Source organism: Mycobacterium intracellulare ATCC 13950 (assembly GCF_000277125.1).
Lineage (GTDB): Bacteria > Actinomycetota > Actinomycetes > Mycobacteriales > Mycobacteriaceae > Mycobacterium > Mycobacterium intracellulare.
In genome coordinates, this window is record NC_016946.1 from 3,909,954 (window position 1) to 3,936,573 (window position 26,620).

General features: G+C 69.2%; 23 protein-coding genes, 3 pseudogenes and 1 other annotated feature. Of the genes and pseudogenes, 6 read left to right on the forward strand and 20 right to left on the reverse strand.

Translation table 11 applies throughout. The features are described from left to right. The first annotated feature begins 1 nt into the window (after position 1). Positions 2-358 (forward strand): PH domain-containing protein, encoded by a 357-nt coding sequence (locus OCU_RS42835; protein ID WP_008259037.1) that lies wholly within the window; start codon positions 2-4, stop codon positions 356-358. A gap of 12 nt (positions 359-370) precedes the next feature. Here the strand turns inward: OCU_RS42835 and OCU_RS42840 are convergent, their stop codons facing one another. Next, positions 371-1,231, reverse strand: a complete 861-nt coding sequence (locus OCU_RS42840) for a DoxX family protein (protein ID WP_008259038.1) — start codon at positions 1,229-1,231, stop codon at positions 371-373. A 253-nt stretch (positions 1,232-1,484) separates the two neighbouring features. Here OCU_RS42840 and OCU_RS42845 point away from each other — a divergent pair, with 253 nt between their 5' ends. Beyond that, a complete protein-coding gene (locus tag OCU_RS42845; protein ID WP_080552487.1) occupies positions 1,485-2,615 on the forward strand; it encodes a PQQ-dependent sugar dehydrogenase in 1,131 nt (376 codons plus the stop codon). A gap of 90 nt (positions 2,616-2,705) precedes the next feature. Here the strand turns inward: OCU_RS42845 and gatB are convergent, their stop codons facing one another. From gatB to gatC, 5 genes are all read right to left on the reverse strand, one after another. Further along, a complete protein-coding gene (gene gatB, locus OCU_RS42850) occupies positions 2,706-4,217 on the reverse strand; it encodes an Asp-tRNA(Asn)/Glu-tRNA(Gln) amidotransferase subunit GatB (RefSeq protein WP_008259040.1) in 1,512 nt (503 codons plus the stop codon). Positions 4,218-4,341: 124 nt separating this feature from the next. Next, on the reverse strand, positions 4,342-5,454 hold the full coding sequence (locus OCU_RS42855) for a MinD/ParA family ATP-binding protein (protein WP_225336823.1): 1,113 nt from the start codon (positions 5,452-5,454) through the stop codon (positions 4,342-4,344). A gap of 58 nt (positions 5,455-5,512) precedes the next feature. Beyond that, positions 5,513-6,544: an ATP-dependent 6-phosphofructokinase gene (locus OCU_RS42860; protein ID WP_008259042.1), complete on the reverse strand. Its 1,032-nt coding sequence runs from the start codon at positions 6,542-6,544 to the stop codon at positions 5,513-5,515. Positions 6,545-6,587: 43 nt separating this feature from the next. After that, positions 6,588-8,069, reverse strand: a complete 1,482-nt coding sequence (gatA, locus tag OCU_RS42865) for an Asp-tRNA(Asn)/Glu-tRNA(Gln) amidotransferase subunit GatA (protein WP_014380741.1) — start codon at positions 8,067-8,069, stop codon at positions 6,588-6,590. Then, complete coding sequence (gatC, locus tag OCU_RS42870; RefSeq protein WP_009952003.1) at positions 8,066-8,365, reverse strand: Asp-tRNA(Asn)/Glu-tRNA(Gln) amidotransferase subunit GatC; 300 nt, start codon at positions 8,363-8,365, stop codon at positions 8,066-8,068. The genes gatA and gatC overlap by 4 nt, the downstream gene beginning before the upstream one ends. A 99-nt stretch (positions 8,366-8,464) precedes the next feature. Between gatC and OCU_RS42875 the strand changes: the two genes are divergently transcribed. Beyond that, positions 8,465-9,121 (forward strand): ACT domain-containing protein, encoded by a 657-nt coding sequence (locus OCU_RS42875; RefSeq protein WP_085977602.1) that lies wholly within the window; start codon positions 8,465-8,467, stop codon positions 9,119-9,121. Between the two features lie 116 nt (positions 9,122-9,237). Here the strand turns inward: OCU_RS42875 and OCU_RS42880 are convergent. After that, positions 9,238-10,254 (reverse strand): annotated as a pseudogene (locus OCU_RS42880) (DUF222 domain-containing protein); the annotation flags it as partial. A 48-nt stretch (positions 10,255-10,302) separates the two neighbouring features. Between OCU_RS42880 and OCU_RS42890 the strand changes: the two are divergent. Further along, positions 10,303-11,543, forward strand: a protein-coding gene (locus OCU_RS42890; RefSeq protein ID WP_371286260.1) for an IS3 family transposase whose coding sequence is annotated in 2 segments (ribosomal slippage) — positions 10,303-10,587 and positions 10,590-11,543 — 1,239 coding nt in all. Because the reading frame shifts where the segments join, the coding sequence is not laid out codon by codon here. Further along, positions 10,578-10,695: a sequence feature (AL1L pseudoknot), on the forward strand. It overlaps the preceding gene by 118 nt. A gap of 22 nt (positions 11,544-11,565) precedes the next feature. Here the strand turns inward: OCU_RS42890 and OCU_RS42895 are convergent. From OCU_RS42895 to OCU_RS42905, 3 genes and pseudogenes are all read right to left on the reverse strand, one after another. Then, positions 11,566-11,808: pseudogene (locus OCU_RS42895) on the reverse strand (DUF222 domain-containing protein); the annotation flags it as partial. A gap of 80 nt (positions 11,809-11,888) precedes the next feature. After that, positions 11,889-14,794: pseudogene (locus tag OCU_RS51535) on the reverse strand (MMPL/RND family transporter). After that, positions 14,791-15,195: an MmpS family transport accessory protein gene (locus tag OCU_RS42905; RefSeq protein WP_009954349.1), complete on the reverse strand. Its 405-nt coding sequence runs from the start codon at positions 15,193-15,195 to the stop codon at positions 14,791-14,793. Before OCU_RS42905 ends, OCU_RS51535 begins: the two are co-directional and overlap by 4 nt. 245 nt (positions 15,196-15,440) lie before the next feature. Here OCU_RS42905 and OCU_RS42910 point away from each other — a divergent pair, with 245 nt between their 5' ends. Continuing rightward, positions 15,441-15,959 carry a pyridoxamine 5'-phosphate oxidase family protein gene (locus OCU_RS42910; RefSeq protein ID WP_009954350.1) on the forward strand — a complete coding sequence of 173 codons (519 nt, stop codon included), beginning with the start codon at positions 15,441-15,443 and terminating at the stop codon, positions 15,957-15,959. Here the strand turns inward: OCU_RS42910 and OCU_RS42915 are convergent. The 6 genes from OCU_RS42915 to OCU_RS42940 form a co-directional block, all read right to left on the reverse strand. Continuing rightward, a complete protein-coding gene (locus OCU_RS42915; RefSeq protein WP_029384610.1) occupies positions 15,956-16,567 on the reverse strand; it encodes a TetR/AcrR family transcriptional regulator in 612 nt (203 codons plus the stop codon). The genes OCU_RS42910 and OCU_RS42915 overlap by 4 nt on opposite strands. 34 nt (positions 16,568-16,601) lie before the next feature. Further along, positions 16,602-17,708 (reverse strand): cystathionine gamma-lyase, encoded by a 1,107-nt coding sequence (locus tag OCU_RS42920; RefSeq protein ID WP_009954352.1) that lies wholly within the window; start codon positions 17,706-17,708, stop codon positions 16,602-16,604. A gap of 3 nt (positions 17,709-17,711) precedes the next feature. Next, entirely contained in the window at positions 17,712-19,793 is a 2,082-nt protein-coding gene (ligA, locus tag OCU_RS42925) for an NAD-dependent DNA ligase LigA (RefSeq protein ID WP_009954354.1), read from the reverse strand. Between the two features lie 48 nt (positions 19,794-19,841). After that, a complete protein-coding gene (locus tag OCU_RS42930; protein WP_008259061.1) occupies positions 19,842-20,177 on the reverse strand; it encodes an ArsR/SmtB family transcription factor in 336 nt (111 codons plus the stop codon). After that, entirely contained in the window at positions 20,174-20,656 is a 483-nt protein-coding gene (locus OCU_RS42935) for an SRPBCC family protein (protein WP_009954355.1), read from the reverse strand. Before OCU_RS42935 ends, OCU_RS42930 begins: the two co-directional genes overlap by 4 nt. 64 nt (positions 20,657-20,720) lie before the next feature. Further along, on the reverse strand, positions 20,721-21,737 hold the full coding sequence (locus OCU_RS42940; protein WP_009954356.1) for a uroporphyrinogen decarboxylase/cobalamine-independent methonine synthase family protein: 1,017 nt from the start codon (positions 21,735-21,737) through the stop codon (positions 20,721-20,723). Positions 21,738-21,890: 153 nt separating this feature from the next. Between OCU_RS42940 and OCU_RS42945 the strand changes: the two genes are divergently transcribed. Further along, positions 21,891-22,481 (forward strand): sensor domain-containing protein, encoded by a 591-nt coding sequence (locus OCU_RS42945; RefSeq protein WP_179293501.1) that lies wholly within the window; start codon positions 21,891-21,893, stop codon positions 22,479-22,481. 7 nt (positions 22,482-22,488) lie between these two features. Here the strand turns inward: OCU_RS42945 and mnmA are convergent, their stop codons facing one another. The 4 genes from mnmA to OCU_RS42965 are packed head-to-tail and all read right to left on the reverse strand — an operon-like array spanning position 22,489 to position 26,453. Further along, a complete protein-coding gene (gene mnmA / locus OCU_RS42950; protein ID WP_009954358.1) occupies positions 22,489-23,565 on the reverse strand; it encodes a tRNA 2-thiouridine(34) synthase MnmA in 1,077 nt (358 codons plus the stop codon). After that, entirely contained in the window at positions 23,566-24,744 is a 1,179-nt protein-coding gene (locus tag OCU_RS42955; RefSeq protein ID WP_009954359.1) for a cysteine desulfurase family protein, read from the reverse strand. 33 nt (positions 24,745-24,777) lie between these two features. Continuing rightward, complete coding sequence (locus OCU_RS42960; protein WP_014380748.1) at positions 24,778-25,614, reverse strand: lysophospholipid acyltransferase family protein; 837 nt, start codon at positions 25,612-25,614, stop codon at positions 24,778-24,780. Then, entirely contained in the window at positions 25,611-26,453 is an 843-nt protein-coding gene (locus OCU_RS42965) for a GNAT family N-acetyltransferase (protein ID WP_014380749.1), read from the reverse strand. Before OCU_RS42965 ends, OCU_RS42960 begins: the two co-directional genes overlap by 4 nt. Between the last annotated feature and the right edge of the window lie 167 nt (positions 26,454-26,620).

Genomic DNA, 26,620 nt, shown 5'->3' on the forward strand with positions numbered 1-26,620 from the left:
CGTGATCAAGCTGTCCCCCATCGCGCACCTCGCGGTCGGATTCCTGGCCCTGGGCTTGCTGATCCCGGTGATGCTGTGGCCGCCGTCCGCGCCGCTGTTGATCATTCCGGTGGTGCTGTCGGCGATGATCGTCCGGTTACGCACCGTCGCCGACGACCGCGGTGTCACCGTCCGCACGCTGCTGGGCAGCCAGACGGTGCGCTGGGACGACATCGACGGGCTGCGTTTCCATCGCGGTTCCTGGGCACGGGCGCGCCTCAAGAGCGGCGCCGAGCTGCGATTGCCGGCGGTCAGCTTCTCGACGCTGCCGGAGCTCACCGCGGCCAGCGCGGGGCGGGTTCCCAACCCCTATCAGTGACGGCGGCCCAGCTCAGCCGATCGGGTTCACGCCGTTGAGCGCCACCCACACGCCGATGCCGGCGGCGATGCCGGCCAGCAGGGCGACGAACGACCCGATGAACGGCCGGTGGGCCCAGCCGCGGCGCGCGTCGAGACCGTAGCGGCCGGGTCCGCACAGGATGACCGCGGCGGCCACGGCGATGAGGGTGATCTGGTATTCGTGCCCCTCGGGCAGGAAGTACGAGAAGGTGTGCGTGTGCGGCCGCGCCGAGACGGTGGCCAGCAGGCCGTTGATCAAAAACGCAAGAGCGCCGGCCGCGGCCAGCGGCGTGAACAGGCCCAGCACCAGCAGCACACCGGCCACGAGCTCGCCGCCGGCGCTCACGTAGGCGAGGATGTCGGCGTGCTGGTAGCCGACGTCGGACAGCGAGTTCCTGAACCCGGTCACTCCCGAACCGCCCCACCAGCCGAACAACTTCTGCAGCCCGTGGGCGCCGAGCACCACGCCAAGCCCGACCCGCAACACCAGCAAACCCAGATGCTGGGTTCCGCGCCGCCCGACGTCGTGCAACCGGTCGTCGTGCTCGTCGTCGTCGATGTCGGTGGACTCCGGCGCCGCGTGCCGGGCCGCCGAATGCGGCTGGACGTACGGCAGCGGCTCCTGGTGTTCGAGCAGGTTGTAACCCGAGGCCCCGGAGCCGGCCATCGCCGCGGCGGCGCCGTAGGGGATGACGGTGGTGGTTCCCGTGGACGGGTTGAAGTCACCGGGGTAGCCGACTGGGGTCAGATCGTCTTCGGGGTCGACCAGGCGCGCCGAGGCGGGGCGTCCCGGGGTCGACTCCGGGGATTCGCCCGGCCGCTGCCAATCTGCGTCATTCGGTTGACTGGTCACGGGTGTCAGGGTAAGGGCAGTTGGCCCCGAATTGGGGATTTGAGCGGCGCTTTCGCCAGGCAATCGACGGTTTGCCCGCCAAAAACGCCCGGATCGGTCCGAAATCGGCCTGCGAGCCCGTCTGGAGGGGCCGGAAGGCACGATTCGGGGCCCGTCGGCACCCGGTGGAAAGCGGGATCCGATCGCGGGTCCGGCGGCGGGCGAGCGGGACGCGTGTGGCGGCGGCGGCGGCGGTGTCCGTAGCCTGACGGTCATGCGACTAGGGCGATCGGGGCGGTCGGTGCGGCGCGGGTTCGCCGCGCTGTGTGCCCTCGTGCTGGTGACGAGCGGGTGCGCGCGCTTCAACGACGCGCAATCACAACCGTTCACGACCGCCCCGGAATTGAAGCCGCAGCCGAGCTCGACGCCGCCCCCGCCGCCGCCGCTGCCGCCCACCCCGTTCCCGAAGGCCTGCCCGGCGCCGGGGGTCATGCAGGGCTGCCTGGAGAGCACCAGCGGGCTGATTATGGGGCCCGACAGCAAAACCGCGCTGGTCGCCGAGCGCACCACCGGAGCGGTCAAGGAGATCTCGGTCAGCGCCGAGCCGAAGGTGAAGATGGTCATCCCGGTCGACCCGTCCGGGGATGGCGGGTTGATGGACATCGTGTTGTCGCCCACCTACACCCAAGACCGCCTGATGTACGCCTACGTCAGCACCCCGACCGACAACCGGGTCATTCGCATCGCCGACGGCGACATCCCCAAGGACATCCTGACCGGGATCCCCAAGGGCGCCACCGGCAACACCGGGGCGTTGATCTTCACCAGCCCCACCACGCTGGTCGTGCTGACCGGCGACGCCGGTAACCCGGCGATGGCCGCGGACCCCAATTCGCTGGCCGGCAAGGTGCTGCGCATCGAGCAGCCGACCACCGTCGGTCAGGCCCCGCCCACCACGGCGCTGTCCGGCGTGGGTTCGGGCGGCGGCTTGTGCACCGACCCGGTCGACGGCTCGCTGTATGTCGCCGACCGCACCCCGACCGCGGATCGGTTGCAGCGCATCACCAAAACGTCGGACGTCTCCACGGTGTGGACCTGGCCGGACAAACCCGGCGTGGCCGGTTGCGCGGCGATGGACGGCACCGTGCTGGTGAACCTGATCAACACCAAGCTGACGGTGGCGGTCCGGCTGGCTCCGACGACGGGCGCGGTCACCGGTGAACCCGACGTCGTGCGCAAGGACACGCACGCGCACGCGTGGGCGCTGCGCATGTCACCGGATGGAAACGTCTGGGGCGCAACCGTAAACAAGACGGCGGGCGACGCCGAGAAACTGGACGACGTGGTGTTCCCGCTCTTCCCGCAGGGCGGCGGCTTCCCGCGCAACAACGACGACAAGACGTAGCGCGCGCCGGGTTTGCGCGAAAGTGCAACTGGCGATGCATCTGCCGAGACGCGCCGTCGACAACTGCACTCTCGCGACTTTGGGGTGGGGCTAGCCCTGGCCGCAGGCCGCCAGGACCAGTTCGCGCACCCGGGCGGCGTCGGCCTGCCCGCGGGTGGCCTTCATCACCGCTCCGACGATCGCGCCCGCCGCGGCCACCTTGCCGCCCCGGATCTTTTCCGCCACATCGGGATTGGCGGCCAGCGCCTCGTCGACGGCCGCCTGGGTGACCGAGTCGTCGCGCACCAGCGCCAGGCCGCGCGCGGACATGACCTCTTCGGGTTCGCCCTCCCCGGCCAGCACGCCCTCGACGACCTGGCGCGCCAGTTTGGTGGACAGCTTGCCCTCGTCGACCAGCGCCACCACCGCGGCGACCTGGGCCGGCGTGATGGCCAGTTCGTCGAGCGCGACGTTGGCTTCGTTGGCCTTCTGCATCAAGAAGTTCCCCCACCAGGCCCGCGCCTGTTCGCTGGACGCGCCGTGTTCGATGGTGGCGGTGACCAGTTCGATCGCGCCGGCGTTGACCAGGTCGCGCATCACCTCGTCGGAGATCCCCCACTCTTCCTGAATTCGCTTGCGGCTCAACCACGGTAGCTCGGGGATGGTCTGGCGCAGCCGCTCGACGAGCTCGCGGCTGGGCGCCACGGGCTCCAGGTCGGGCTCGGGGAAGTAGCGGTAGTCCTCGGCGGTCTCCTTGACGCGGCCCGGGCTGGTGTAGCCCGCCTCGTGAAAGTGCCGGGTTTCCTGGGTGATCTGGCCGCCGGAGGCCAGGACGCTGGCCTGGCGCTGCATTTCGTAACGCACGGCCACCTCGACGCTTTTCAGCGAGTTGACGTTCTTGGTTTCGGTGCGGGTGCCGAATTCGGCCTGGCCGGTCGGCTTCAGCGACACGTTGGCGTCGCAGCGCATGGAGCCCTGATCCATCCGGACGTCGGATACGTCCAAGGCGCGCAACAGGTCCCGCAACGCGGTCACGTAGGCCCGGGCGATCTGCGGTGCCCGGTCCCCGGCCCCGACGATGGGTTTGGTGACGATCTCGATCAGTGGTACCCCGGCGCGGTTGTAGTCGATCAGCGACGTCGTCGCGCCGTGAATGCGGCCGGTCTCGCTGCCGATGTGGGTGAGCTTGCCGGTGTCTTCCTCCATGTGCGCGCGCTCGATCTCCACCCGCCAGGTGCTGCCGTCTTCCAGCGGGGCCTCGAGGTAGCCGTTGATGGCGATGGGCTCGTCGTACTGCGAAATCTGGTAGTTCTTCGGCATGTCCGGGTAGAAGTAGTTCTTCCGGGCGAAGCGGCACCAGGGCACGATCTCGCAGTTGAGCGCCAGCCCGATCCGGATGGCCGACTCCACCGCGGTCTGGTTGAGCACCGGCAGCGAGCCGGGCAGCCCGAGGCACACTGGGCACACCTGGGTGTTGGGCTCGGCGCCGAATGCGGTCGTGCAGCCGCAGAACATCTTGGTGACGGTCGACAGCTCGACGTGCACCTCGAGGCCGAGCACCGGATCGAAACGCGCGATGACGTCGTCGTACTCCATCAGGTCGGCGCTGGCGGCAACACTCATGCGCTCGATCCTAGTGGTGATCGCGAGCGCGGCGGAGCCGGGCGAAGCGGGTCACCACCGATCAAGACTAGTGGTGATCGCGAGCGCGGCGGAGCCGGGCGAAGCGGGTCACCACCGATCAAGACTAGTGGTGATCGCGAGCGCGCTCTCCTCCCCTGCCCGGGAACATCCCGGCCAGCACGGCGGCCATCTCGAGGTAGCTGCGCCGGCTCTCCTTGCTCATTCGGTCCAGCGCGATCTTCCTGCCCTCGTGCACGTGCCGGTCGAACGGCAGCACCACGGTGGCGGCGACGCGTGCGGACAGCCGGTCGAGTTCCGTCACGGCCACACCTTCCACCTTGGCCGGCTCGACGTGATTGACCGCGAGCACGGTCGACGCCATCAATCGTTGATACCCGTTGTGGCACAGCCACTCCAGGGTGGTGTGGGTCTTGCGTATCGCGTCGATCGAGGTGCTCGTGACCACGACGAGGGCCCGCGACTCCGGCAGAACAGCCTCCATCACACTGGAATTGAGCGCTTTGACGCAATCGACCAGCACCACCGAATACTGGTTTCTCAGCATCGAGAACGCCCGCAGAACGTCACGGCGCTCCAGGCGCCAGTCGGTGCTGGCGTAGTCCGGCAGCCCGAGCACCTCCAGCCCGAAGCCGTTCATGTAGGTCAGCGCCCGGATGTCCTCGTAGCTCGTTGCCGGGCCGCCGCGGAGCAGGTCGGCCATGCTGTGCGGGTTGTGACGGCCGTGGCGCTCGGCCAGGTCCCCCGCGTCGATGTCGAGTGCGAGCACCCGGTCGTTGCGCACCGCGGCGAAAGTCGACCCGAGGGCCTCGACTACCGCGGTCTTGCCCACCCCGCCTTTGAGGTTGAGGACGGCGATCGGAAAAGCACTGCCCACGGTCGCGCGGATGCGCTCCCGCAACTCCGTCTCGTAGGCGGCGTTTTTGCCCGGGCCGAGATCGATCCCGGTGACGCGGTGGATCAACCCTCGCCAGTTGAGCCTGGCGTCGGTCTCGGGGTGGTCGAAGCGATCCAGCGCCGTCTCGCCCAGCACCGGCCCGGGGCGCGGCGGGACCGGCGGACGGCGGCCGGGCCCGCGAGGCTGGGGCACCGTGGTCGCCGACGGGCGGGCGTCGGCGCGCCAGCTGGGCGGGCGCGGGTGGTGGGGTGCCGGGCCCGGTGGGCCCGCCGATCCGACGGAATGCTGAACGACTCCGCGACTCTCACCACGGTTGCTCATACCCCGGTATAGCCGTTATGCACGGGTCCGGAAACCACCGGTTATCTGCCCGGCGGGCCTAGCCGAAGAAGGCCGCGGCGTCGTCGTAGCGGCTGTCGGGCACCAGCTTGAGCTGGCGGACGGCATCGGCCAGCGGCACCCGGCCGATGTCCTGGCCGCGCAGCGACACCATCTGGCCGTATTCGCCGGCATGCGCCGCGTCGGCCGCATTCACGCCGAACCGGGTGGCCAGCACCCGGTCATATGCCGTCGGGGTGCCGCCGCGCTGGACGTGACCCAAGACGGTCACCCGGACGTCCTTGTTGATGCGCTTTTCCACCTCGGCGCCCAGCTGCGCGGCCACACCGGTGAATTTCTCGTGGCCGAACTCGTCAATCCCGCCTTCCCGCAACGCAATCGAGCCGGGTATGGGTTTGGCGCCCTCGGCGACCACGCAGATGAAGTGCGAATCTCCGCGCTGGAAGCGACGTTTGACGAGCCGGCAGACCTCTTCGACGTCGAATGGCTGCTCGGGGATCAGCGTCATGTGCGCGCCGGAAGCCAGGCCCGCGTTCAGCGCAATCCAACCCGCGTGCCGGCCCATCACCTCGACCAGCATCACGCGCTGGTGGGACTCGGCGGTGCTGTGCAACCGGTCGATTGCCTCGGTGGCGACGGTCAACGCGGTGTCGTGGCCGAAAGTCACGTCCGTGCAATCGATGTCGTTGTCGATGGTCTTCGGCACGCCGACCACGGGAACGTTTTCCTCGGAGAGCCAGTGCGCGGCCGTCAGCGTGCCTTCCCCCCCGATCGGGATGAGGACGTCGATCCCGTTGTCGTCGAGGGTCTGCTTGACCTGGTTCAGCCCGGCCCGAAGTTTGTCGGGATTCACGCGCGCGGTCCCCAGCATCGTTCCGCCCTTGGCCAGCAGGCGGTCGTTGCGGTCGTCGTTGTGCAGCTGGACGCGCCGGTTCTCCAGCAACCCGCGCCATCCGTCCTGAAATCCGACCACCGACGAGCCGTACCGGGAGTCGCACGTACGCACCACCGCCCGGATGACGGCGTTGAGCCCGGGGCAGTCGCCGCCTCCGGTGAGCACTCCGATCCGCATAGCCCTATCTTGCCGGGCGGCGGGCTACCGGCGCGAGCAGACGTCAGATCGCGGCCGGCAGCGGCCCGCGCGCCGCTTCGTAGGCGGCCCCGACGCGGTACAGGCGGTCGTCGGCCAGCGCGGGCGCCATGATCTGCAATCCGACGGGCAGGTCGTCGTCCGGCGACAGGCCCGACGGCACCGACATGCCGCAGTGACCGGCCAGGTTCAGTGGCAGCGTGCACAGGTCGAACAGGTACATCGCCAACGGATCGTCGACCTTCTCACCGAGCCCGAACGCGGTGGTCGGCGTCGCCGGTGACACCACGACATCGACCGACCGGTACGCCTCGTCCAGATCGCGGGCGATCAGGGTGCGCACCTTCTGAGCCTGGTTGTAGTAGGCATCGTAGTAGCCGGCCGAGAGCGCGTAGGTGCCGATCATGATGCGCCGCTTGACCTCCGGGCCGAAGCCCGCGGCGCGGGTCAGCGCCATCACCTCCTCGGCGCTGTGGCTGCCGTCGTCGCCGATCCGCAGCCCGTAGCGCATCGCGTCGAAGCGCGCCAGGTTGCTCGACACCTCCGAGGGCAGGATCAGGTAGTAGGCGGACAGCGCGTACTCGAAGTGCGGGCAGTCGACCTCGCTCACCTCGGCGCCCAGCGCGGTCAGCTGCTCGACGGCGGCCTCGAACGAGGTCAGCACCCCGGGCTGATACCCCTCGCCGCGCAGCTGCTTGACCACGCCGACGCGCACGCCCTTGAGGTCACCGGCCGCCCCGGCCCTCGCCGCGCCGACGACGTCGGGCACCGCCGCGTCGACGGATGTCGAGTCGCGGGTGTCGTGCCCCGCGATCACCTGATGCAGCAGCGCCGTGTCCAGCACGGTGCGCGCGCACGGGCCGCCCTGATCCAGCGACGACGCGCACGCCACCAGGCCGTAGCGCGACACCGTGCCGTAGGTCGGCTTGACGCCGACGGTCGCGGTCAGCGCGGCGGGCTGCCGGATGGAGCCGCCGGTATCGGTCCCGATGGCCAGCGGCGCCTGGAACGCGGCAAGCGCCGCCGCGCTGCCGCCACCGGAGCCGCCGGGCACCCGGTCGACGTTCCAGGGGTTGCGGGTGGGCCCGTACGCGGAGTTCTCGGTCGAGCTGCCCATCGCGAACTCGTCCATGTTGGTCTTGCCGAGGATCGGGATGCCGGCGGCGCGCAGCCGCGAGGTGACGGTGGCGTCGTAGGGGGCGCGCCAGCCCTCGAGGATCTTGGATCCGCAGGTGGTGGGCATGTCGACCGTGGTGAAGACGTCCTTGAGCGCCAGCGGCACCCCGGCCAGCGGCGACGGCAGCCGTTCCCCCGCGGCCACCGCCTCGTCGACGACGGCGGCCGCGCCGAGCGCCTCGTCGGCCGCCACGTGCAGGAAGGCGTGGTAGCGATCGTCGGTGGCTTCGATCTGGTCCAGACACGCCTGGGTGACCTCGACCGACGACAGCTCCTTGGCGGCGATCCGGGCTGCCAGCGTGGCGGCGTCGGACCGGATGATCTCGTTCACTCGCTGTCTCCCAGGATCTGCGGGACCGCGAAGCGGCCGTCGACGGCCGACGGCGCCTCGGCCAGCGCTTCGGCCTGGGTCAGGCAGGGCGCCGGCTCGTCCGGGCGGGTGACGTTGACGTCCTTGAGCGGGTTGTCCGTCGCTTCGACACCGGTGACGTCGACCGCCTGTACCTGGCTGACGTGCGTCAGGATGGCGTCGAGTTGGCCGGCGAAGCTGTCGAGCTCGCTGTCGGTCAACGCCAGCCGGGACAGCCGGGCCAGGTGCGCTACCTCGTCGCGGGAGATCTGGGACACGATCCGAAAGCCTAGCCGCGGGCCCGCTGCCGGCGGAGGGGGCCCGAGCCGGCTCGAGCCGAAATGCCGCCGACACATCGCTGTGCAACAGTGTTGGCCGTGCCCTCCTATCTGTTGCGCATCGAGCTCGTCGACCGTCCGGGAAGCCTGGGGTCGCTGGCGGTCGCGCTCGGTTCGGTGGGCGCCGACATCTTGTCGCTCGACGTCGTGGAGCGGAGCTCGGGGTACGCGATCGACGACCTGGTCATCGAGCTGCCGCCGGGGGCGATGCCGGACTCGCTGATCACCGCCGCCGAATCACTGTCCGGGGTCCGGGTGGACAGTGTGCGCCCGCACACCGGTCTGCTGGAGGCGCACCGCGAGCTCGAGCTGCTCGACCACATCGCCGCGGCCGGCGACACGGCGTCCAGGCTGCAGGTGCTGGCCAACGAGGCGCCCAGGGTGCTGCGCGTCAGCTGGTGCACGGTGTTGCGCAGTGCCGGCGGCGAGCTGCAGCGCCTCGCCGGCAGTCGCGGCGCCCCCGAAACCAAGGCGGACACGGCCCCGTGGCTGCCCCTCGAGCGGGCCGTGCCGCTGGACAGCAGCGCCGACTGGGTGCCCAAGGCATGGCGCGACATGGACATGACGATGGTCGCGGCCCCGCTGGGAGACCCGCACACCGCCGTGGTGCTCGGCCGGCCGGGCCCCGAATTCCGGCCGTCCGAGGTCGCCCGGTTGGGCTACCTCGCCGGGATCGTCGCCACCATGCTGCGCTGATCGGCCGCAACCCCGTCGAAGCCTAGGCCTTGGGGTTCCGGGCGGGCGGCGGTGCGAGTGTGGTAGGAATGAATTCCGTTATGCACCAACGTGTTTGATCGCCAGCACTGACCGGGCTAGTTGTTTGTCGGTGGTGGTTGGGGTTGGAAGGGGTCATACCACCACCAGTCGGCCCGCTCGCCGGTAGGTCCCGGACACGGTGGCACCGCGGGCGGGGGCCCAGTGGGTGGACGCGCCAACGATCCCGGGCTCAGTACCCGGCCGGCCTCGTCGGTCACGGTCAGGGCGTCGGCGGGTCCGGTGAGGGTGATAACGCCCCGGTGATGCAACCGGTGGTGATACGGGCAGACCAGCACCAGGTTGGCCAACTCCGTGGGGCCACCGTCTCCCCAATGCCACAGGTGATGCGCGTGCAGGCCACGGCTGGCCCCACAACCGGGCACCACACACGAGCGGTCGCGGTACTCCAGCGCGCGGCGCAGCCGCCGATTGATCACCCGCGTGGTCCGGCCCGCCCCAATAACCTGCCCGTCACGTTCGAACCAGACCTCACAGGTGGCATCACAGGTCAACAAGCGACGTTCGGCATCGGACAGCAGCGGACCCAAATGCAGGGTTGCCGCGCGCTGCCCGACGTCGAGGTGGGCCACCACGGTGGTGTGCTGCCCATGGGGGCGGCGGGTGGCCTCGGCGTCCCAACCCGCCTCGACCAGGCGCATCAACGCATCGACCGTGCTCGGCAACGGGGGCCGCTGATCGGATGAACCCTCGCCGTTTGCGTGGTCGTGTTTCCACTCGGCGATCAGCGCCTCACGATGCGCGGCCAGCGCCGCATCGAACTTCGCCGCATCATGATGGCCCAGCGTGATCCGATAACAACCGCCCCACTCATCGCAGGACTTGGTGATCGAAGGCTCGGGCTCGGGCCGCGGGCCGGGGTCGGGTCGTGGTTCCAGCTTGACCGCGGTACGCAACTGACCGACCGTCGCGACCGCGGCCAGCTCCGCATAATGCTCATCGGATCCCTCACCCGCGCGGGCGGCGATCACCCCGACCTGATCGGCCGACAACCGACCCTCCCGCAGACCCTCAACACAGCGCGGAAACTCCTCGAGCCGGGCCGCAATCGCAGCTGAACTACCCCGGGTTTAGTTCCGATCCTTATAGGAGGATTGGAAGCTATGCCCCGTCAGTATTCGCCGGAGTTTCGGCAGCGTGCGTTGCGGTTGTTGGACACTGTGATGGAAGCCTCGGAAGTGTCGGAGTTCGAGGCCATAAAGTCTGTGGCCAGCAAACTCAATATTTCGGAGGAGTCGGTGCGTCGGTGGCGACGCAAGGCCCAAGTCGATGCTGGTGAACGGCCGGGCATGACCAGCTCTGAGCATGCCGAGATCCGTAAGCTCAAGCGCGAGAACGCTGAACTGCGCAGGGCTAACGAGATTTTGAAGTCAGCGTCTGCGTTTTTTGCCGCGGAGTTCGACCGCCCCGCGACGAAATGATCGCCTACATCGATGCTCATCGCGATCAGTTCGGGGTCGAGCTCATCTGCCGAGTGCTGCGGGCAGCTATCCCCGGATTCCTCACCTCGCGGGGTTATCGGGCCGCGCGGACCCGACCACCGTCGGACCGGGAGATCCGCGATGAGCAGCTGATCGCCGACCTTGAGGCGGTGCACCGGCAGAATTACTCGGTGTATGGGGTCAAGAAGATGCACGCGGCGATGACACGGCGTGGTTGGCAGCTGGGCCGTGAACAAACCCGCCGGTTGATGCGCAAGGCCGGGTTGCGCGGCGCCCAGCGGGGCAAGCCGGTGTTCACCACGATCAGCGACCCGGCCGCGATCCGGCCGGCCGATCTGGTCAACCGCCAATTCCGGGCTGCTGCACCGAACCGGCTATGGGTCGCCGACATCACGTTCGTGCGGACCTGGCAGGGGTTCTGTTACACCGCGTTCGTCACTGATGCGTGCACGAAGAAGATCGTTGGCTGGGCGGTCTCGGCCACGATGCGCACCGAAGACCTCCCACTTCAAGCATTCAATCACGCTGTGTGGCAGTCGAATACCGATCTATCCGAGTTGGTTCATCATTCCGACCGCGGATCCCAGTACCTATCGCTGGCCTATACCGACCGGCTGGCTGAACTGGGGATCGCGCCCTCGGTCGGGTCGCGTGGCGATAGTTATGACAACGCCCTCGCTGAAGCGGTCAACGCCGCCTACAAGACCGAGCTCATCAACCGCGGCAAGCCCTGGCGGTGCATCGATGATGTCGAACTCTCGACCGCCGAATGGGTGGCCTGGTACAACCAGGAACGCCTGCACGAAGGCCTCGGCTACGTTCCACCCGCCGAGTACGAGGCCGCCCTCACCGGCACCTCACACCATGCGAGCCAGCCGACCCCGGCCCTCGCAACCGAGTAGGAACTAAACCTGGGGTAGTTCAAGCGATCGTGTGCGCGTTGCCCGACGAACACCCCAGCTTCCAGGCCACCAACGCCGGCACCGACCGCGCCCCGGTCACACCACACAACCCGTCACGATCAATCTCGGCCACGATCTCCACAATGCGCCCATCAATCGCATTGCGCTGACCCGCCAACTCCGCCAACTCCCCAAACAACACCTCAAGACGGTCACTCGCAGTGACCACCACAGCCACAGCCTCAGCGGACGCGATCGACGACATGCTGTCATCATCACAGCCACCACCGACAAGTTAGGGCCAAGTCATGTCGCGCTAGGAGGGCGCGACCCCCCGCAACCAGATCAGCGGGCACCCGACGACATCGCCACCGGGTCGTCGTCCTCCCACAGCAGCAGCTGACGAACCGCCGGGCGCGGGCCGTAGGGGCGCAGCATGGTGCTGGCCGGTCGTGGCCGCACCCGCTGCGGCCACCAGAACCAGCGCCCGAGAAGCCTTGCGACAGAAGGCGTCATGAACGACCGCACGATCAGCGTGTCGAACAGCAGGCCGAGTCCGATGGTCGTACCGATCTGGCCGAGGACCTGGAAACCGCTGAAGACGAACGCACACATGGTGACGGCGAACACGACGCCGGCCGAGGTGACCACCGAGCCCGAGCCGGCCATCGCCCGGATGATGCCGGTATTGATGCCCGCATGGATCTCTTCCTTGAATCGCGAGATCAATAGCAGGTTGTAGTCGGATCCGACGGCGAGCAGCAGGATCACGGCCAGCGCCAGCACCACCCAATAGAGCTGGACGCCGAAGATGTACTGCCACACCAGAACCGATAGCCCGAACGAGGCGCCCAGCGACAGGGCCACGGTACCCACGATGACGAGCGCGGCGATCAGGCTGCGCGTGATGATCATCATGATCAGCAGGATGAGGCTCAGCGCCGCGAAGGCCACGATCATCAGGTCGTACTTGGCACCGTCCTGGATGGGATGTCCTTGTACGTCGCGGCGGTGCCGCCGAGATAGATCTGCGCGCCGGCCATCGGCGTGCCCTTCAGGGCCTCGTGCGCGGCCTTGGCCATCGGATCGATGTGCGAAATGCCCTCCGGCGTAGCGGGATCGCCCTCATGCGTGACGATCATGCGGGCGGCCTTGCCGTCCGGTGACAGGAACAGCTTCAGCCCGCGTTTGAAGTCGGGATTGTTGAACACCTCGGGCGGCAGGTAAAAGGTGTCGTCGTTCTTGGCCGCGTCGAAGGCTCGCCCCAGCGCCGTCGCGTTGTCGATCGCCGCGGCGGTCTGCGCGTAAATGCCCGACAGCGTCGCGTAATTGGCCAACGTCAGATCGCGATTGGTCTGCTGGCTCTCGATCTGCGGCGGGATCAGCGCCGTCAGTTTCGGTTGTAACGCGTCAAGCTTGTCGAGGGAAGCCGTGAGGTTTTCGAACTTCTCGGTGAGTTGATCGATGCCGTCGATCGCATCGAAGAGAGAGCGGAACGCGAAGCAGGCGGGAATGTCGTAACAATGCTTTTCCCAATAGAAATAGCTGCGCACCGGCCGGAAGAAATCGTCGAAATTCGCGATCTTGTCGCGCAGGTCCCGAATCGTGCCGAGGGTGTCGCGGAAACTTTCGGTTTCCTCGTGGGTGGTGCCGGCGAGCTGCTGCTGCAATACGTACTGCTGCTTCAAGATGTTGATGGTCTTGGACAGCTCATTGGCCTGCTTGAGGGCGTCGTCGGCCCGATCGCGTTGGTAGGTCAGGTTTTGCTGTTGCGCCGCACTTTGATTGCTGACCACGAAGGCAAGCGAGCTGTGGACCAGCGGGGTTCCCAACGGCCTGGTGATGGACTGCACCTGGGCGATGCCGGGAACGTGGAACACCGCCTTGGCCACCTTGTCCAGGATGAGCATGCTCTCCGGATTACGCATGTCGTGATCCGTTTCGACCATCAGCAATTCGGGCTCGAGCCGGGCCCGCGAGAAGTGCTTCTCGGCGGCCGTGTAACCGATGTTGGCCGGTGCGCTCGCGGGCATGTACGGCCGGGTGTCGTAACTCGTCTTGTATCCGGGTAGGGCGAGCAGACCGATCAGGGCCAGCGCACACGCCGACGCCAAAACCGCGCCGGGCCAACGGACGATTGCGGTGCCGATGCGCCGCCAACCTCGCGTCCGGATCGCCCGCTTGGGGTCGAAGATCCCCACCTTGGCGCCCAAAGTGAGGATCGCCGGCCCCAGGGTGAGCGCGGCGAACAGCGCAACGAGGATGCCCAATGCGGCCGGCACACCCAGACTTTGGAAGTAGGGCAGCCGGGTGAAGCTCAGGCAGGCCACCGCACCCGCAACGGTGAGACCCGACCCCAGAACGATGTGCGTGGTGCCGTGATACATCGTGTAGAACGCGGTTTCGCGATCCTCACCGGATCCGCGCGCTTCTTGATAGCGGCCGACGAAAAATATCGCGTAGTCGGTTCCCGCGGCGATCACCAAGAGCGTCAGGAGATTCGTCGCATAGGTCGACAGCCCGATGACTCCCGCGTTGCCGAGGAACGCGACAAGGCCTCGGGCGGCTGACATTTCGATCAGGACCGTGGCGAGCACCAGCAACGTGGTGAGCACCGAGCGGTAGACGAAGAACAACATCACCGCGATCACCCCCACCGTGATCCCGGTGACCTTGGCGGTCCCCTTGCTCCCGACGTCGAACTGATCGGAGATCAGCGGCGCCGCGCCGGTCACATAGGTCTTGACGCCGGGGGGCGGCTTCATGTGTTCGACGATGTCGCGGATGGCGCCGACGCCCTCGTTGGCCAGCGCCGAGCCCTGATTGCCGGCGAGGTTGACCTGAACGTAGGCGGCCTTGCCGTCGCTGCTCTGCGAACCCGCCGCGGTGAGCGTGTCGCCCCAGTAATCCTGGACGTGCTGGACGTGTTTCTTGTCCCGCTCGATCTTTCGGATCATCTCGTCGTAAAAGCGGTGGGCGTCCGCGCCGAGCGGCTTGTCACCTTCCAGCACGATCATGGCCGAGCTGTCGGTGTCGAACTCGTGGAATTTTTCACCGATGCGCTTGATCGCCTTGAGCGACGGGGCGTCGGGCGAGTTCAGCGCCACATTATGGGTTTTCCCAACGTCTTCCAGTTGCGGCACCGCGATGTTGGTGAGGGCGGCGAGCCCGACCCAGAACAGCAGGATCGGCAGCGCGAGCCGGCGAATGGTGCGCGGCACAAAGGTCCGCGGCTGTTGTTCGTTGCTCATCCAGATTTGTCCAGACAGAAGGTGTAGGCGTCGACTTTGTGAACCGTGCGTTGGTCTTTCACTTCACCGTTGACGGTGATGCGGCAGCCGAGGGTGTCCCCGTTGCCCTGCGCGACGACGTTGCCGATGACCGCGGGCTCCGTGGTGGTGATGGTGAACGACCATGGCAGGGGCGCGTCCTTGACTTGCTGCGGCTGGGCGTTGACGTCCAGGTAGTTGATGGTGGCCACCGCGCCGGGGGCGCCGAAAACCTCGAGGACCACCTGCTTGGGGTTGAACGGGACGATCTCGGCCGCCAGGCCGCTGTTGGCCGTCGTGTTGTCGTGCGAGCCGAAGATGCCGTGTAGCCGATAGATCCCGAACCCCGCGAGCGCGACGACGAGCACGCTGACGATCACCATCCACCCCCGCCTCACCAGGGGTGCTAACGAAAAGCCTTTCACCCGTTAGCCTTTCGAAAATCGGGTGACAGGGACGCGCCCGATGCGAGCGCGGCTGCCAACGTCGTCAGCGTGATCGACAGCTATGACAGTACGGTACGGGACCGTACTTACAAGGGGAAATTTTTCCCCTGGTCATGTCGGGCGATGAATTCCGGCGCCGTCACCGGTCAGTCTCCGTACGAGCAATCCTGCGAGGAGTAACCATGCTGCCCGACCCGATTTCGGCAACCGACCTGAACATCTACGGCGACGCCGAGCTGCCGTGGGCCAGGGCCCTTGACGCGATGAAGGCCCTGCCGTCCGAGGAGACGCCACAGTTTCTGGGGACGGTCCGGGCGGACGGCAGCCCCCACTCGGCGGGTATCGGCTCGATCGAACACGGCGGCCACATCTATTTCACCAGCGGCCCCGCGACGCTGAAATCCCGCAACCTGGCCGCCAATCCGGCCTGCACCCTGTCGTTCCGCCTTCCCGGAGTCGACCTGGTCCTCGACGGCGTAACCCACCGGACCACCGATGTGCGCGAACTCGACGAGGTCACGGCGCGCTATCGCGACTCCGGCTGGCCCTGCGAACGCGACGGCGACGCCGTCACCGCCCCGTACAGCGCCCAGAGCGCGGGGCCGCCGCCGTGGTATTTGTACCGATTCGTGGCCCGGGGCGCTGTCGGTGTCGCAACCGCCGAGCCCCACGGGGCGACGCGTTGGCGGTTCGCGCCCTAGGCGCCGGGCCCCGCGGTCAGGCCCGGGATGAGGAACCCGTCGACGAACGCCTGCACGGTGCGTCGGGTGGGCGGACGTCCGGGGATGATCGACCGGAAGATGAGGTAGCCGGGCAACAGGTCCCAGAGTTCGTCGGTGATGACGTCCTCGGTGATCTCGCCGCGGTCGACGGCCTGGTGCAGCACGTGCTGAATCATCGCCTTGCGCTGGTCGAGGAATTGATGCTGCAGGGCTTCGTTGAGTGCGGGGTGCCGCGACACCTCGACCATCACCGCGCGGATGGTGCTGGCGTGCTGCCCGCACTCGACGGCGATGGTCTCCCCCAGGCTCAGCAGGTCGCCGCGCAACGTGCCCGTATTCGGCGGGACGGCCACCTGGCGGACGCCTTCGATGAAGGCGGCCAACACCAGTTCGGCCTTGGACGGCCAGCGCCGGTACACCGTGGCCTTGCTGGCGCGGGCGGCATTGGCCACCGCGTCCACCGCCAGCTGGTCATAGCCGTGTTCCTGCAGCAGCCGCAGGGTCACCGCCAGGATCTCGGCCTCGCGCGGCGACCACGGCGATGCCTGCGCGCACTCCTCGGCCGTCTGGGTCATAGAACCCACGATAGAGCCGCCCGGGCGGTGCGGCATGTATATGTCGTTATCGGGAGGTCATGAGCGCGCGTTCGATGTCGGCGACAAGGTCGTCGGTGTCCTCGATGCCCAGCGAGATGCGCGCGAACCCGTCGGCGACCGGGTCGCCCCAGCGGGCCCGCCGATCCACCGACGTGTGCAGGCCCCCGAAGCTGGTGGCGGCGATCAGCAGCTCGCTGGCGTCGACGAGGGCGTGCACCGCCGCGGCGTCGGCCAGTTCGACCGAGAGCAGGCCGCCGAATCGGCGCATCTGCGCCATGGCGACGGGATGCGCCGGATCCTGCGCCAACCCCGGGTAGCGCACGGCCCGCACCGCCGGGTGGCCGGCCAGCATCGTCGCCACCGCCCGGGCGTTCTGGCATTGGCGCTCGAATCGCAGTCCGGCAGTTTCCAGGCTGCGCAACAGAAGCCACGCCTCGAACCCGCCCAGGACCGCGCCGGCGAGCAGGCGTTGGCGCTCGGCGGCGGCGAGTAACTCGGGCTGACTGGTTGCGACATAGCCGGCCAGCAGGTCGCTGTGACCGGACAGGGCCTTGGTGGCGCTGGCCACCACCGCGTCGGCGCCCAGCGACAGCGGCTGCTGACCCAGCGGCGTGGCGGCGGTGTTGTCGACGACCAGGCGTGCGCCGCGGCCGTGGCAGATGGTGGCCAGCCGGTGCAGGTCGACCACGTCGAGCGCCGGATTGGTGGGGGTCTCGGCGAGCACCACGTCGGCTTGCGCGGCGGCGTCATAGATCTGCGAGCTCGACGCCGCGACGACCGTGACCCCCGCAAGCGCCAGGTCCTCGGCGGCGTGACGGCGCACCTGGTAGTAGCCGTCGGCCGGCACCACCACCGTCGCCCCGGGCGGCGCCCAGGCCCGCAACACCGCGCTGACGGCCGCCATCCCCGAGCCGAACACCACCGCACCCGCCGCCCCCTCCAGCTCGGCGAGCGCCGATTCCAGTTGCCGCCACGTCGGGTTGGAGCCGCGGCCGTAGCTGTCCAGGGTTTCGTCGGCCGAAAGGTGATACGTGGCGGCGAGCACCGGCTGCGGCGCGACGGGCTGGCCCGAAACCGCTTGGGAATTCACGGCTTTGAGGCTGCGGGTGGAATCGCCGTACCGGCCGCTCATCGGTTATTCCGCCGGTGTTTTTTGCGGACCGTCGGCCAGCAGCCGCCGGAAGCCGTCCTCGTCGAGGACGGGCACCCCCAGCTCGACGGCCTTGTCGTACTTCGACCCCGGCGAATCCCCGGCCACGACGTAGTCGGTCTTCTTCGACACCGACCCGGCGGCCTTGCCCCCGCGCGCCAGGATCGCCTCCTTGGCGTCGTCGCGCGAAAAGCCGGCGAGGGACCCGGTGACCACCACCGTCAGGCCCTCCAGGGTGCGCGGCACGCTGGTGTCGCGCTCGTCGGCCATCCGCACGCCGGCGGCGCGCCACTTGTCGACGATCGCGCGGTGCCAGTCGACGGTGAACCATTCGGTGAGCGCGGCGGCGATCGTCGGGCCCACACCCTCGACCGCCGCGAGCCGCTCGGTCGAGGCCGACACGATGGCGTCCAGGTCGCCGAACTCGGTCGCCAGGGCGCGCGCCGCCGTCGGCCCGACGTGGCGGATGGACAACGCCACCAAAACTCGCCACAGCGCAACCTTTTTGGCCTTGTCCAGGTTGTCGAGCAGCCGTCTGCCGTTGGCGGACAAGGTGCCCGCCTTGGTCCGGAAGAGCTCGGTGCGCAACAGGTCGTCCTCGGTCAGCGTGAACAGGTCGCCCTCGTCGGCGATCACTTCGGCCTTGAGCAGCGCGATGGCGGCCTCGTAGCCGAGCCCCTCGATGTCGAACGCCCCGCGACCGGCGACGTGGAACACCCGCTCCCGCAGTTGCGCCGGACAGGACCGGGCATTGGGGCAGCGGATGTCGGCGTCGCCCTCCTTGGCCGGTGCCAGCGGGGTGTCGCACTCGGGACACGTTGTGGGCATGACGAATTCGCGTTCGGAGCCGTCGCGCAGGTCGACGACGGGGCCCAGCACCTCCGGGATGACGTCGCCGGCTTTACGGATCATCACGGTGTCGCCGATCAGCACGCCCTTGCGCTTGACCTCGGCGGCGTTGTGCAGGGTGGCCAGCCCGACGGTGGACCCGGCCACCTTCACCGGCGTCATGAAGGCAAAAGGCGTGACGCGCCCGGTGCGCCCGACGTTGACGCGGATGTCAAGAAGCTTGGTCTGCGCCTCCTGGGGCGGGTACTTGTAGGCGACGGCCCAGCGCGGCGCGCGCGACGTGGTGCCGAGCCTGCGCTGCAACGCGACGTCGTCGACTTTGACCACCACGCCGTCGATCTCGTGCTCGAGGTCGTAGCGATGCTCTCCCCAGTAGCCGATCCGCTCCTCGACCGCGGCGAGGCCGCGCACGCGTGCCGTCTGTTCGGCCACCGGCAGCCCCCAGGCCTTCAGCGCGGCGTAGGCCTCGTGCTGGGTCTTCGGGGCGAACCCTTCGGTGCGGCCGATGCCGTGGCAGATCATCCGCAGCTTGCGCCGGGCGGTGACGGCCGGGTTCTTCTGGCGCAGCGACCCGGCGGCGCTGTTGCGCGGGTTGGCGAACGGGGCCTTGCCGTCCTCGACCAGGCTGGCGTTGAGCGCCTCGAAATCGGCGAGCAGGAAGAACACCTCGCCGCGCACCTCCAGCAGCGACGGCGCCGGGAAGTCCTTGCCGGCGGACAGCCGCTCGGGCACGTCGTCGATGGTGCGCGCGTTGAGCGTCACGTCCTCACCGACGCGGCCGTCCCCGCGGGTCGCGGCGCGTTCCAGCCGGCCGTCGCGGTACACCAGTGAGAGCGCGACCCCGTCGATCTTGAGTTCGCACAGGTAATGCGGTTCCTTGCCGACCTCGTTCTCGACGCGGTTGCTCCAGGCCACCAGCTCGTCGCGGTCGAAGACGTCGTCGAGGCTCAGCATGCGTTCCAGGTGCTGCGCCTCGGCGAAGTCGGTGGCGAAGCCCGCGCCGCCGACCAGCTGGGTCGGCGAATCGGCGACCCGCAGCTCCGGGTGGCGCTCCTCCAGCGCGAGGAGCTCGTTGAACATCGAGTCGAATTCGGCGTCCGAGATGATCGGCGCGTCCTTGATGTAGTAGCGGAACTGGTGTTCCCGGACCGCTTCGGCCAGGTCCTGCCACTGCCGCCGGACCTCGGGCGCTACCGAATCAGCTTCTGCTGAGCTCACCTTGGCAGGCTATCCGAGGACACCGACGCAAAACCCGGCGCGCTCGACTCAATCCTCCACTCCGTCTTCCACGAAGGACCGCAACCGATCCAGGGCCGCATCCCACCGGCGGGACAACTGGTCGAGGTAGTCGCTGGCCGACGCCAACGGCCCGGTCTGCACCGTCCACACGCGCTCGCGCCCCCGCCGGCTGCTGGTGACCAGCCCGACCGACTCCAACAGCTGCAGGTGCTTGCTCGCCGCCTGCCGGGTGACCGGGACGACGCTGGTGACCTGCGACGTCGAGCTCGGGCCCTGATCGCAGAGCCGCACGATGATGCGCAGCCGGTTCGGGTCACCGAGCGCACCGAAGATCGGGGCGCCGACGGCGACTCGTCCGCTCATACCCGGACGCCCTCGATGTACTTGCGCACCAGCGTGGTCTGGATCGCCCAGCCTTCGCCGTTCGCCTCGAACGACGCGCCGCGGCGGGCCTCCGGAATGGCCTCGAAACCGGATTCGGTGATGGTCAGCAGCACCCCGTCGGACTGCTCGGCGAGGGTGAACTCGACCAGCGTGGTCGGCTCGCCCTCATAGTCGACCTCCGGGTCGATGGCAAAGGGATGCCAGCGGTAGGCGAACCGCCGCCGCGGCTCGACGGCGACGATCTGCCAGGTGCTCGTCACGCCCGCGTGCGACTGTTGGCGCTTGGCGACCTCGCCGTCGACGGTGGTCGGGCTGATCGCCGCGGTCACCGATGTCCCGGCGACGAACGGCCCGTCGAAGCGCACCCCGAACCAGCGGCCGAACTCCTCGGCGTCGCTGATGGCCCGCCACACCCGCTCCAGCGGCGCGCGCAGCACCACCTGCTTCTCGATCTTCATATGCAACCTCCTGGTTGCCTATTAGTTCAGCACGGCGCGGTATGAAACGCAACCCCTCGGTTGCCTATTTGATGGCGTCGGGATCCTCGGCGAACATCTGGGCGGCCTTGCGGGCGAGCTCGATCGCGGTGCGGGCCCACGCGGGGGTGGCGCCGGCCAGACCACAGGCCGGGGTGACGCCGATGCGTTCGCGCAGCGCCGAGCGGGCGAAGCCGAGGCGATCGGTCACCGCGACCACACCACCGGCGACCTCCTCCGCCGACAGCCGCCGCGCCGGGGCGCTAGCGGGGACGACGCCCAGCACGACGGCGCGGTCGGACTCGACGAACGCGGCGATGCCGTCGAGATCCGCCGCGCTCAAGGCGCCCGGATCGACCGAGACCGCGCTGAATGCGCTGCGCTGCAACAGGTCCCAGGGCACGCCGGGTGCACAGCAGTGCAGCGCCACCTCGCCGCCCACCGTCTCGGCGCAGGCGTCGAGCAGGCCGCCGGCCACAGCCTCGTCGAGCGGCGCGACCGGACTGAGCGCCGTCACCCCGCTCAACGCGCCCCCCAACGCTTTTGGCAGCGACGGCTCGTCGAACTGGACGACCACCGGCGTCTCGAGGCGCCGCGACAGCTGAGCACGATGCGCGGCGACGCCTTCGGCCAGCGACGACGTGAGGTCGCGCAGCGCGCCGGGGTCGGTGATCGCCCGGTGCCCGTTGGCCAGCTCGATCTCGGCGGCCAGCGTGATGGGGCCCGGCGCCTGCACCTTGACCACGCGGCCGTCATTGCGCAGGCCGGCGGCCTCCCAGGCCTCTTCCAGCGCGTCCATGTCCTCGTCGAGGAGGCTGATGGCGCGGCGGCTGACCGCGCCCGGACGGGCGACGAGGCGGTACCCGCGCGGCACCGTGTCGATGGCGACGTCGACCAGCAGCGCCCCGGCCCGGCCCAGCAGGTCGGCGCCCACCCCGCGGGCGGGCAGTTCGACGATGTGCGGCAGCGCCCCTGCCAATTCGCCGACGATCACGGCGGCGGCCTCCCGCGCCGCGATGCCCGGCCAGGAACCGACGCCACTGGGCCCCGCGAAAACACTCACCGGCCAACCGTATTCGACGTCGCCCGGGCCGCCGGTCGGCAGGGGCTGTGTGCCGAGGGTCCCCGCGGGTAGGTTCAACCGCAGAGGGGTGCAAAAACGGTGTCGCAGAGGACGAAGTGGGCGAGGCTGCCGCTGTGGTGCGGGGCGGTGCTGATGGCGGTGTCGTGCACCCGGGTGGTGGACGGCGCGGCGCTCGCGGGTCCCGACACCAACCGCAGGGTGGTGCAGGGCATCAACGTCGACACGATCCTGCTGGACCAGTCGCGGATGCGTGCGATCACCGGCGCCGGTGAGCACCTGACCATCATTCCCTCGATGGACGGCACCAGCCCGGTGAACATCGACGCGCTGGCCCAGACCGCGCCGCGGGAGTGCCGGTTCATCTACGACGAGACCGCGACCTTCGGGACCGACCTCGAGGCGTTTCACAAGACGACCTTTCAGGACCCGCCCGACGGCGCGTTGATCTCGGAGGGCGCGGCGGCCTATCGCGACGCCGAGATCGCGCGGACCGCCTTCAACGCCCTGGTGGGCACCGTCGGGGACTGCGCGAACGGCTCGGGTGGGCAGCTCTACGTCGGCGAGTGGAACGCCGACGGCACCTCGCTGCACCTGCGGCCCGGCGGTTGCGGCCGCGACTACCGGATCCTGTCGGTGGCCATGCTGGAGGTCACGTTCTGCGGCTTCGCGCAATCGGTGTCCGACATCGTGATGACGAACATCGCCGCGAACGTGCCGCGCTAGTTCGCGATCAGCGCGACGTCGCGGCGATGACGGCGCTGCCGATCACCTCGTCCCCGTCGGGGTCGGGCCGGTACAGCACCAGCGTCTGGCCCGGCGCGACACCGCGCAGCGGGACGCGCAACCGCACGACGAGTTCGCCGCCGACGAGTTCGGCCACGGCGTCGGCCGTCTCACCGTGCGCGCGCACCTGAACCGCGCACTCGATCGGCCCCGACGGCGTCACACCCGAGGTGAATACCGGTGCCCGCCCGGTCAATTCGCGCACTTCGAGTTCGGCCACGTCCCCCACCCGCACGGTCGCGGTCTCGGCGTCGATCGCGGTCACGTAGCGCGGGCGACCGTCGGGGCCGGGCCCGGCGATGCCGAGACCCTTGCGTTGCCCGATGGTGAAGCCGTGCACGCCGTCGTGCTCGGCGAGCACCGTCCCGTCCGCATTGACCACGGCACCGCGGCGAACCCCGATGCGTGAGCCCAAAAAGGCTCGGGTGTCGCCCGACGGGATGAAGCAGATGTCGTGACTGTCCGGCTTTTCGGCGACGGCCAGGCCGCGGCGGGCGGCTTCGGCGCGGATCTGTGACTTGGGGGTGTCGCCGATCGGGAACGCGGCGTGGCGCAGCTGCTCGGCGCTCAGCACGGCCAGCACGTAGGACTGGTCCTTGTCGTGGTCCACGGCGCGGCGCAGCCGACCGCCGGAAAGCCGGGCGTAGTGGCCGGTGGCCACCGTGTCGAACCCGAGCGCAACGGCTCTCGCCGACAGGGCCGAGAACTTGATCTTCTGATTGCACACCACGCACGGGTTGGGCGTCTCGCCGCGCGCATAGGACGACACGAATTCGTCGATGACGTCCGCCTGGAACTTTTCCGCGAAATCCCAGACGTAGAACGGTATTCCGAGCACGTCGGCGACCCGCCGCGCGTCCGAGGCGTCCTCTTTCGAGCAGCAGCCGCGCGAGCCGCTGCGCAGCGTGCCGGGCGAGGACGACAGCGCCAGGTGCACGCCCACCACGTCGTGTCCGGCGTCGACCATCCGGGCCGCGGCGACCGACGAGTCGACGCCACCGCTCATGGCTGCAAGCACCTTCACTTAGGACGCCCCCGCCGCGGCCAGGGCCGCCCGACGCGCCCGCTCCACCGCCCCGGGCAGCACCCGCAGCACCGCATCGACGTCGGCGTCAACACTGGTGTGCCCCAATGAGAGTCGCAGCGACCCGCGGGCGCTGGTCGGGTCGGCTCCCATGGCCATCAGCACGTGCGAGGGCTGCGCGACACCGGCGGTGCACGCCGAACCGGTCGAGCACTCGATTCCGTTGGCGTCCAGGAGCATCAACAGCGCATCGCCCTCGCAACCGCGGAACGTGAAGTGCGCGTTGCCGGGAAGGCGCAGCGGGTCGCGGGCACCGTTGAGGCTGACGTCCTCGATGCCGCCGAGCACCCCGTCGACCAGCCGGTCCCGCAGCGCCCGCAGCCGGGCGCTGTTGACCTCGAGCCCGTCGATCGAGATCCGGGCCGCCGCGGCCATTCCGACCGCACCGGCGACATCGGCCGTCCCCGAACGGATGTCGCGCTCCTGGCCGCCGCCGTGTGCGAGCGGCACGCACGCGACGTCGCGGCGCAACAGCAGCGCACCCACGGCCGCGGGGCCCCCGAACTTGTGCGCGGTCACGCTCATCGCCGACAGCCCGCTGGCGGCGAAGTCCACCGGCAACTGCCCCACCGCCTGAATGGCATCGCTGTGCATCGGCACCCCGAATTCGGCTGCGACGGCGGCGAGTTCGGCGACGGGCAGCACGGTGCCGACCTCGTTGTTGGCCCACATGACCGAGACCAGCGCGACATCGTCGTGGTGGGTGAGCACCTCGCGCAGCGCCGCCGCCGACACCGAGCCGTCGGGCGCGGTCGGCAACCACGTCACTTCGGCTCCCTCGTGCTCGACGAGCCAATTGACCGAGTCCAGCACGGCGTGGTGTTCGACCTCGCTGGTGACGATGCGCCGGTGCCGCGGCTCGGCGTCGCGCCGGGCCCAGTAGATGCCCTTGACGGCCAGGTTGTCGCTCTCGGTGCCGCCGGCGGTGAAGATCACCTCCGAGGGACGCGCCCCCAGCTTGTCGGCAATCAGTTCTCGGGATTCCTCGATGCGGCGCCGCGCCGCCCGGCCGCTGGTGTGCAGCGAGGAGGCGTTGCCCACCGTGCCCAGCACAGCCGTCATCGCCTCGACGGCGGCGGGGTGCATCGGGGTGGTGGCGGCGTGATCCAAATAGACCATGACGCGACCCACGATACCGGCCCACCGGTGGGCTCAGGCCACCAGCACGCGCCCGTGACCAGCGCCCCGGGCCGTTCCGGCGCCCACCGCCGACTGGCAGCGGCCGGCCAGGGCACGCCGATCGGTCCCCGGGAGCTGCAGCGACTCGACGTGCACCCGCGCCAGCGTGCGGCGCTGCGCGAGCAGCCGGCGGATCGAGCCCAGCAGGGTCTCGTCGCCGACGAAGGCCGGCACCGTCGAGAGGCCGCCATCGATGTGGTGGTAGGTCAGCCGCAGGGGCTGCACCGGCCGTCCGGCATCGATCGCGGCCTGGAACATGGCCGGATAGAACGCCCCGCAGTCGCGACCACACCACGTGGTGCCCTCCGGAAACGCCACCACCGTCTGCCCGGCGCGCAGCCGGTGGGCGACGGCGTCCACCACGCCGGGCAGCCGCCGCAAACTGGACCGCTCGATCGGGATGACCTTGCAGACGCGGGCCACGATCGCGGTCGCCGGCCCGCTGAACATGTCGGCACGGGCGACGAACGACCCGGGCAACACCGAGCCGATCGCGAAGACGTCGAGCCACGACATGTGCGGGCTGACCACCAGCACACCGCGCAGGTTGCGAATCGGGTTGCCCGACACCGCAATCCGGACACCGAAGCAGCGCAGCACCAGCCGGCAATAGATGCGCTGCACGCGGGTGCGGCCCGGCAGTGGCAGGGCCAGCAGCGGCAGCCCCGGCGCGAGCAGCAGCGCCAGCAGCAGGCGAAGCGTGACCCGCAGCGCCACCAGCGGCGGCGGGCAGGCGACCGCGTCGCCGGGGCGCACGCAGCCGGCGCCGCACGAGGCGCGCGGTAGCCAGGAGTGCGCGATGCCGGTCATTTCCCCGCCATCTCCGCGGCGGCCGACACCGAGCGGAGGCGTTTCAGGTATCGGGTGTCGGCGTGCTGTTTGCCCAGCAGCACGCAGAAGTCACCGACACCGAAATCCGGGTCGTGCGCGGGCTCCCCGCACACCCGCGCGCCCAGCCGCAGGTAGCCGCGCAGCAGCGCCGGAACCGAGGGCCGCGCGGGCGCCGGGATGTCGTCGAGCGCGGTCCCGTCGACGACGACGGGGCGGTGTGGCCGCACCCGGTGGTGCGCGGGCGCGCCGTGACGGGCCAGGATGACGTCGCGGACGCCGCGCAGCCGGCTGCCCGGCGGTTGATCGTCGGCCTCGTCGCCGATGGGCACCGACACGCACCCGGTGACGTGGTCGTAGCCGTAGCGGTCGAGGTAAGCCAGGATGCCCGCCCACATCAGCAGCACCACGCCGCCGTTGCGGTGCCCGTCGCGCACCACGGCGCGCCCCATCTCGACCAGGGACGGCCGCAGCGGGTCGAACGCGCGGATGTCGAATTCCGTGGCGGTGTAGAGCCCGCCGGCCGCGATGGCGCCCGCCGGCGCCAGCATGCGGTAGCAGCCCACCAGCTCACCGGTGTTGTCGTCCCGGACCAGCAGGTGGTCGCAGAACTCGTCGAAGCGGTCCTCGTCGCGCCGGTCCGATCCGTGCCCGCCGTCCGGCGGCAGGGCGAAGCCGGGGGTGCTGGTGAAGACGTCATACCGGAGTCGCTGCGCCGCTTCGATCAGGCCGGGATCGGTGGACAGCAACAGCGAGTAGCGCGGCGTGGTCGACGCGCCGCTGAGCTTGTCGGCGGGGATGAGGACAGAAGCGATGCTCATGAGACACAACGTGGCGTAGCCGGTGAGCGGGTCGGCATCGGCGCTGTGACGTGTCGGTGCACGTCAGATGACGAAATGAGACCGAGCCAACCGACGACGCGGGGGCGCCGTCGTCCCATCCGTCACTCGGATCACTGGAAGGCGGGAGGAGCTTTGTGCCCACCTCC

What these genes read in the sequence shown, in the direction of transcription:
- OCU_RS42845 (WP_080552487.1), top strand. Translation starts at nt 1,485, where the DNA reads ATGCGACTAGGGCGATCGGGGCGGTCGGTGCGGCGCGGGTTCGCCGCG.
- gatB (WP_008259040.1), bottom strand. Translation starts at nt 4,217, where the DNA reads ATGAGTGTTGCCGCCAGCGCCGACCTGATGGAGTACGACGACGTCATC.
- OCU_RS42855 (WP_225336823.1), bottom strand. Translation starts at nt 5,454, where the DNA reads ATGAGCAACCGTGGTGAGAGTCGCGGAGTCGTTCAGCATTCCGTCGGA.
- OCU_RS42860 (WP_008259042.1), bottom strand. Translation starts at nt 6,544, where the DNA reads ATGCGGATCGGAGTGCTCACCGGAGGCGGCGACTGCCCCGGGCTCAAC.
- OCU_RS42905 (WP_009954349.1), bottom strand. Translation starts at nt 15,195, where the DNA reads ATGGTGATCGTCAGCGTGCTCGTCGTCGCGCTCGCGGGGTTCGGGATC.
- OCU_RS42910 (WP_009954350.1), top strand. Translation starts at nt 15,441, where the DNA reads ATGCTGCCCGACCCGATTTCGGCAACCGACCTGAACATCTACGGCGAC.
- OCU_RS42920 (WP_009954352.1), bottom strand. Translation starts at nt 17,708, where the DNA reads ATGAGCGGCCGGTACGGCGATTCCACCCGCAGCCTCAAAGCCGTGAAT.
- OCU_RS42930 (WP_008259061.1), bottom strand. Translation starts at nt 20,177, where the DNA reads ATGAGCGGACGAGTCGCCGTCGGCGCCCCGATCTTCGGTGCGCTCGGT.
- OCU_RS42935 (WP_009954355.1), bottom strand. Translation starts at nt 20,656, where the DNA reads ATGAAGATCGAGAAGCAGGTGGTGCTGCGCGCGCCGCTGGAGCGGGTG.
- OCU_RS42945 (WP_179293501.1), top strand. Translation starts at nt 21,891, where the DNA reads ATGGCGGTGTCGTGCACCCGGGTGGTGGACGGCGCGGCGCTCGCGGGT.
- OCU_RS42955 (WP_009954359.1), bottom strand. Translation starts at nt 24,744, where the DNA reads ATGGTCTATTTGGATCACGCCGCCACCACCCCGATGCACCCCGCCGCC.
- OCU_RS42960 (WP_014380748.1), bottom strand. Translation starts at nt 25,614, where the DNA reads ATGACCGGCATCGCGCACTCCTGGCTACCGCGCGCCTCGTGCGGCGCC.
- OCU_RS42965 (WP_014380749.1), bottom strand. Translation starts at nt 26,453, where the DNA reads ATGAGCATCGCTTCTGTCCTCATCCCCGCCGACAAGCTCAGCGGCGCG.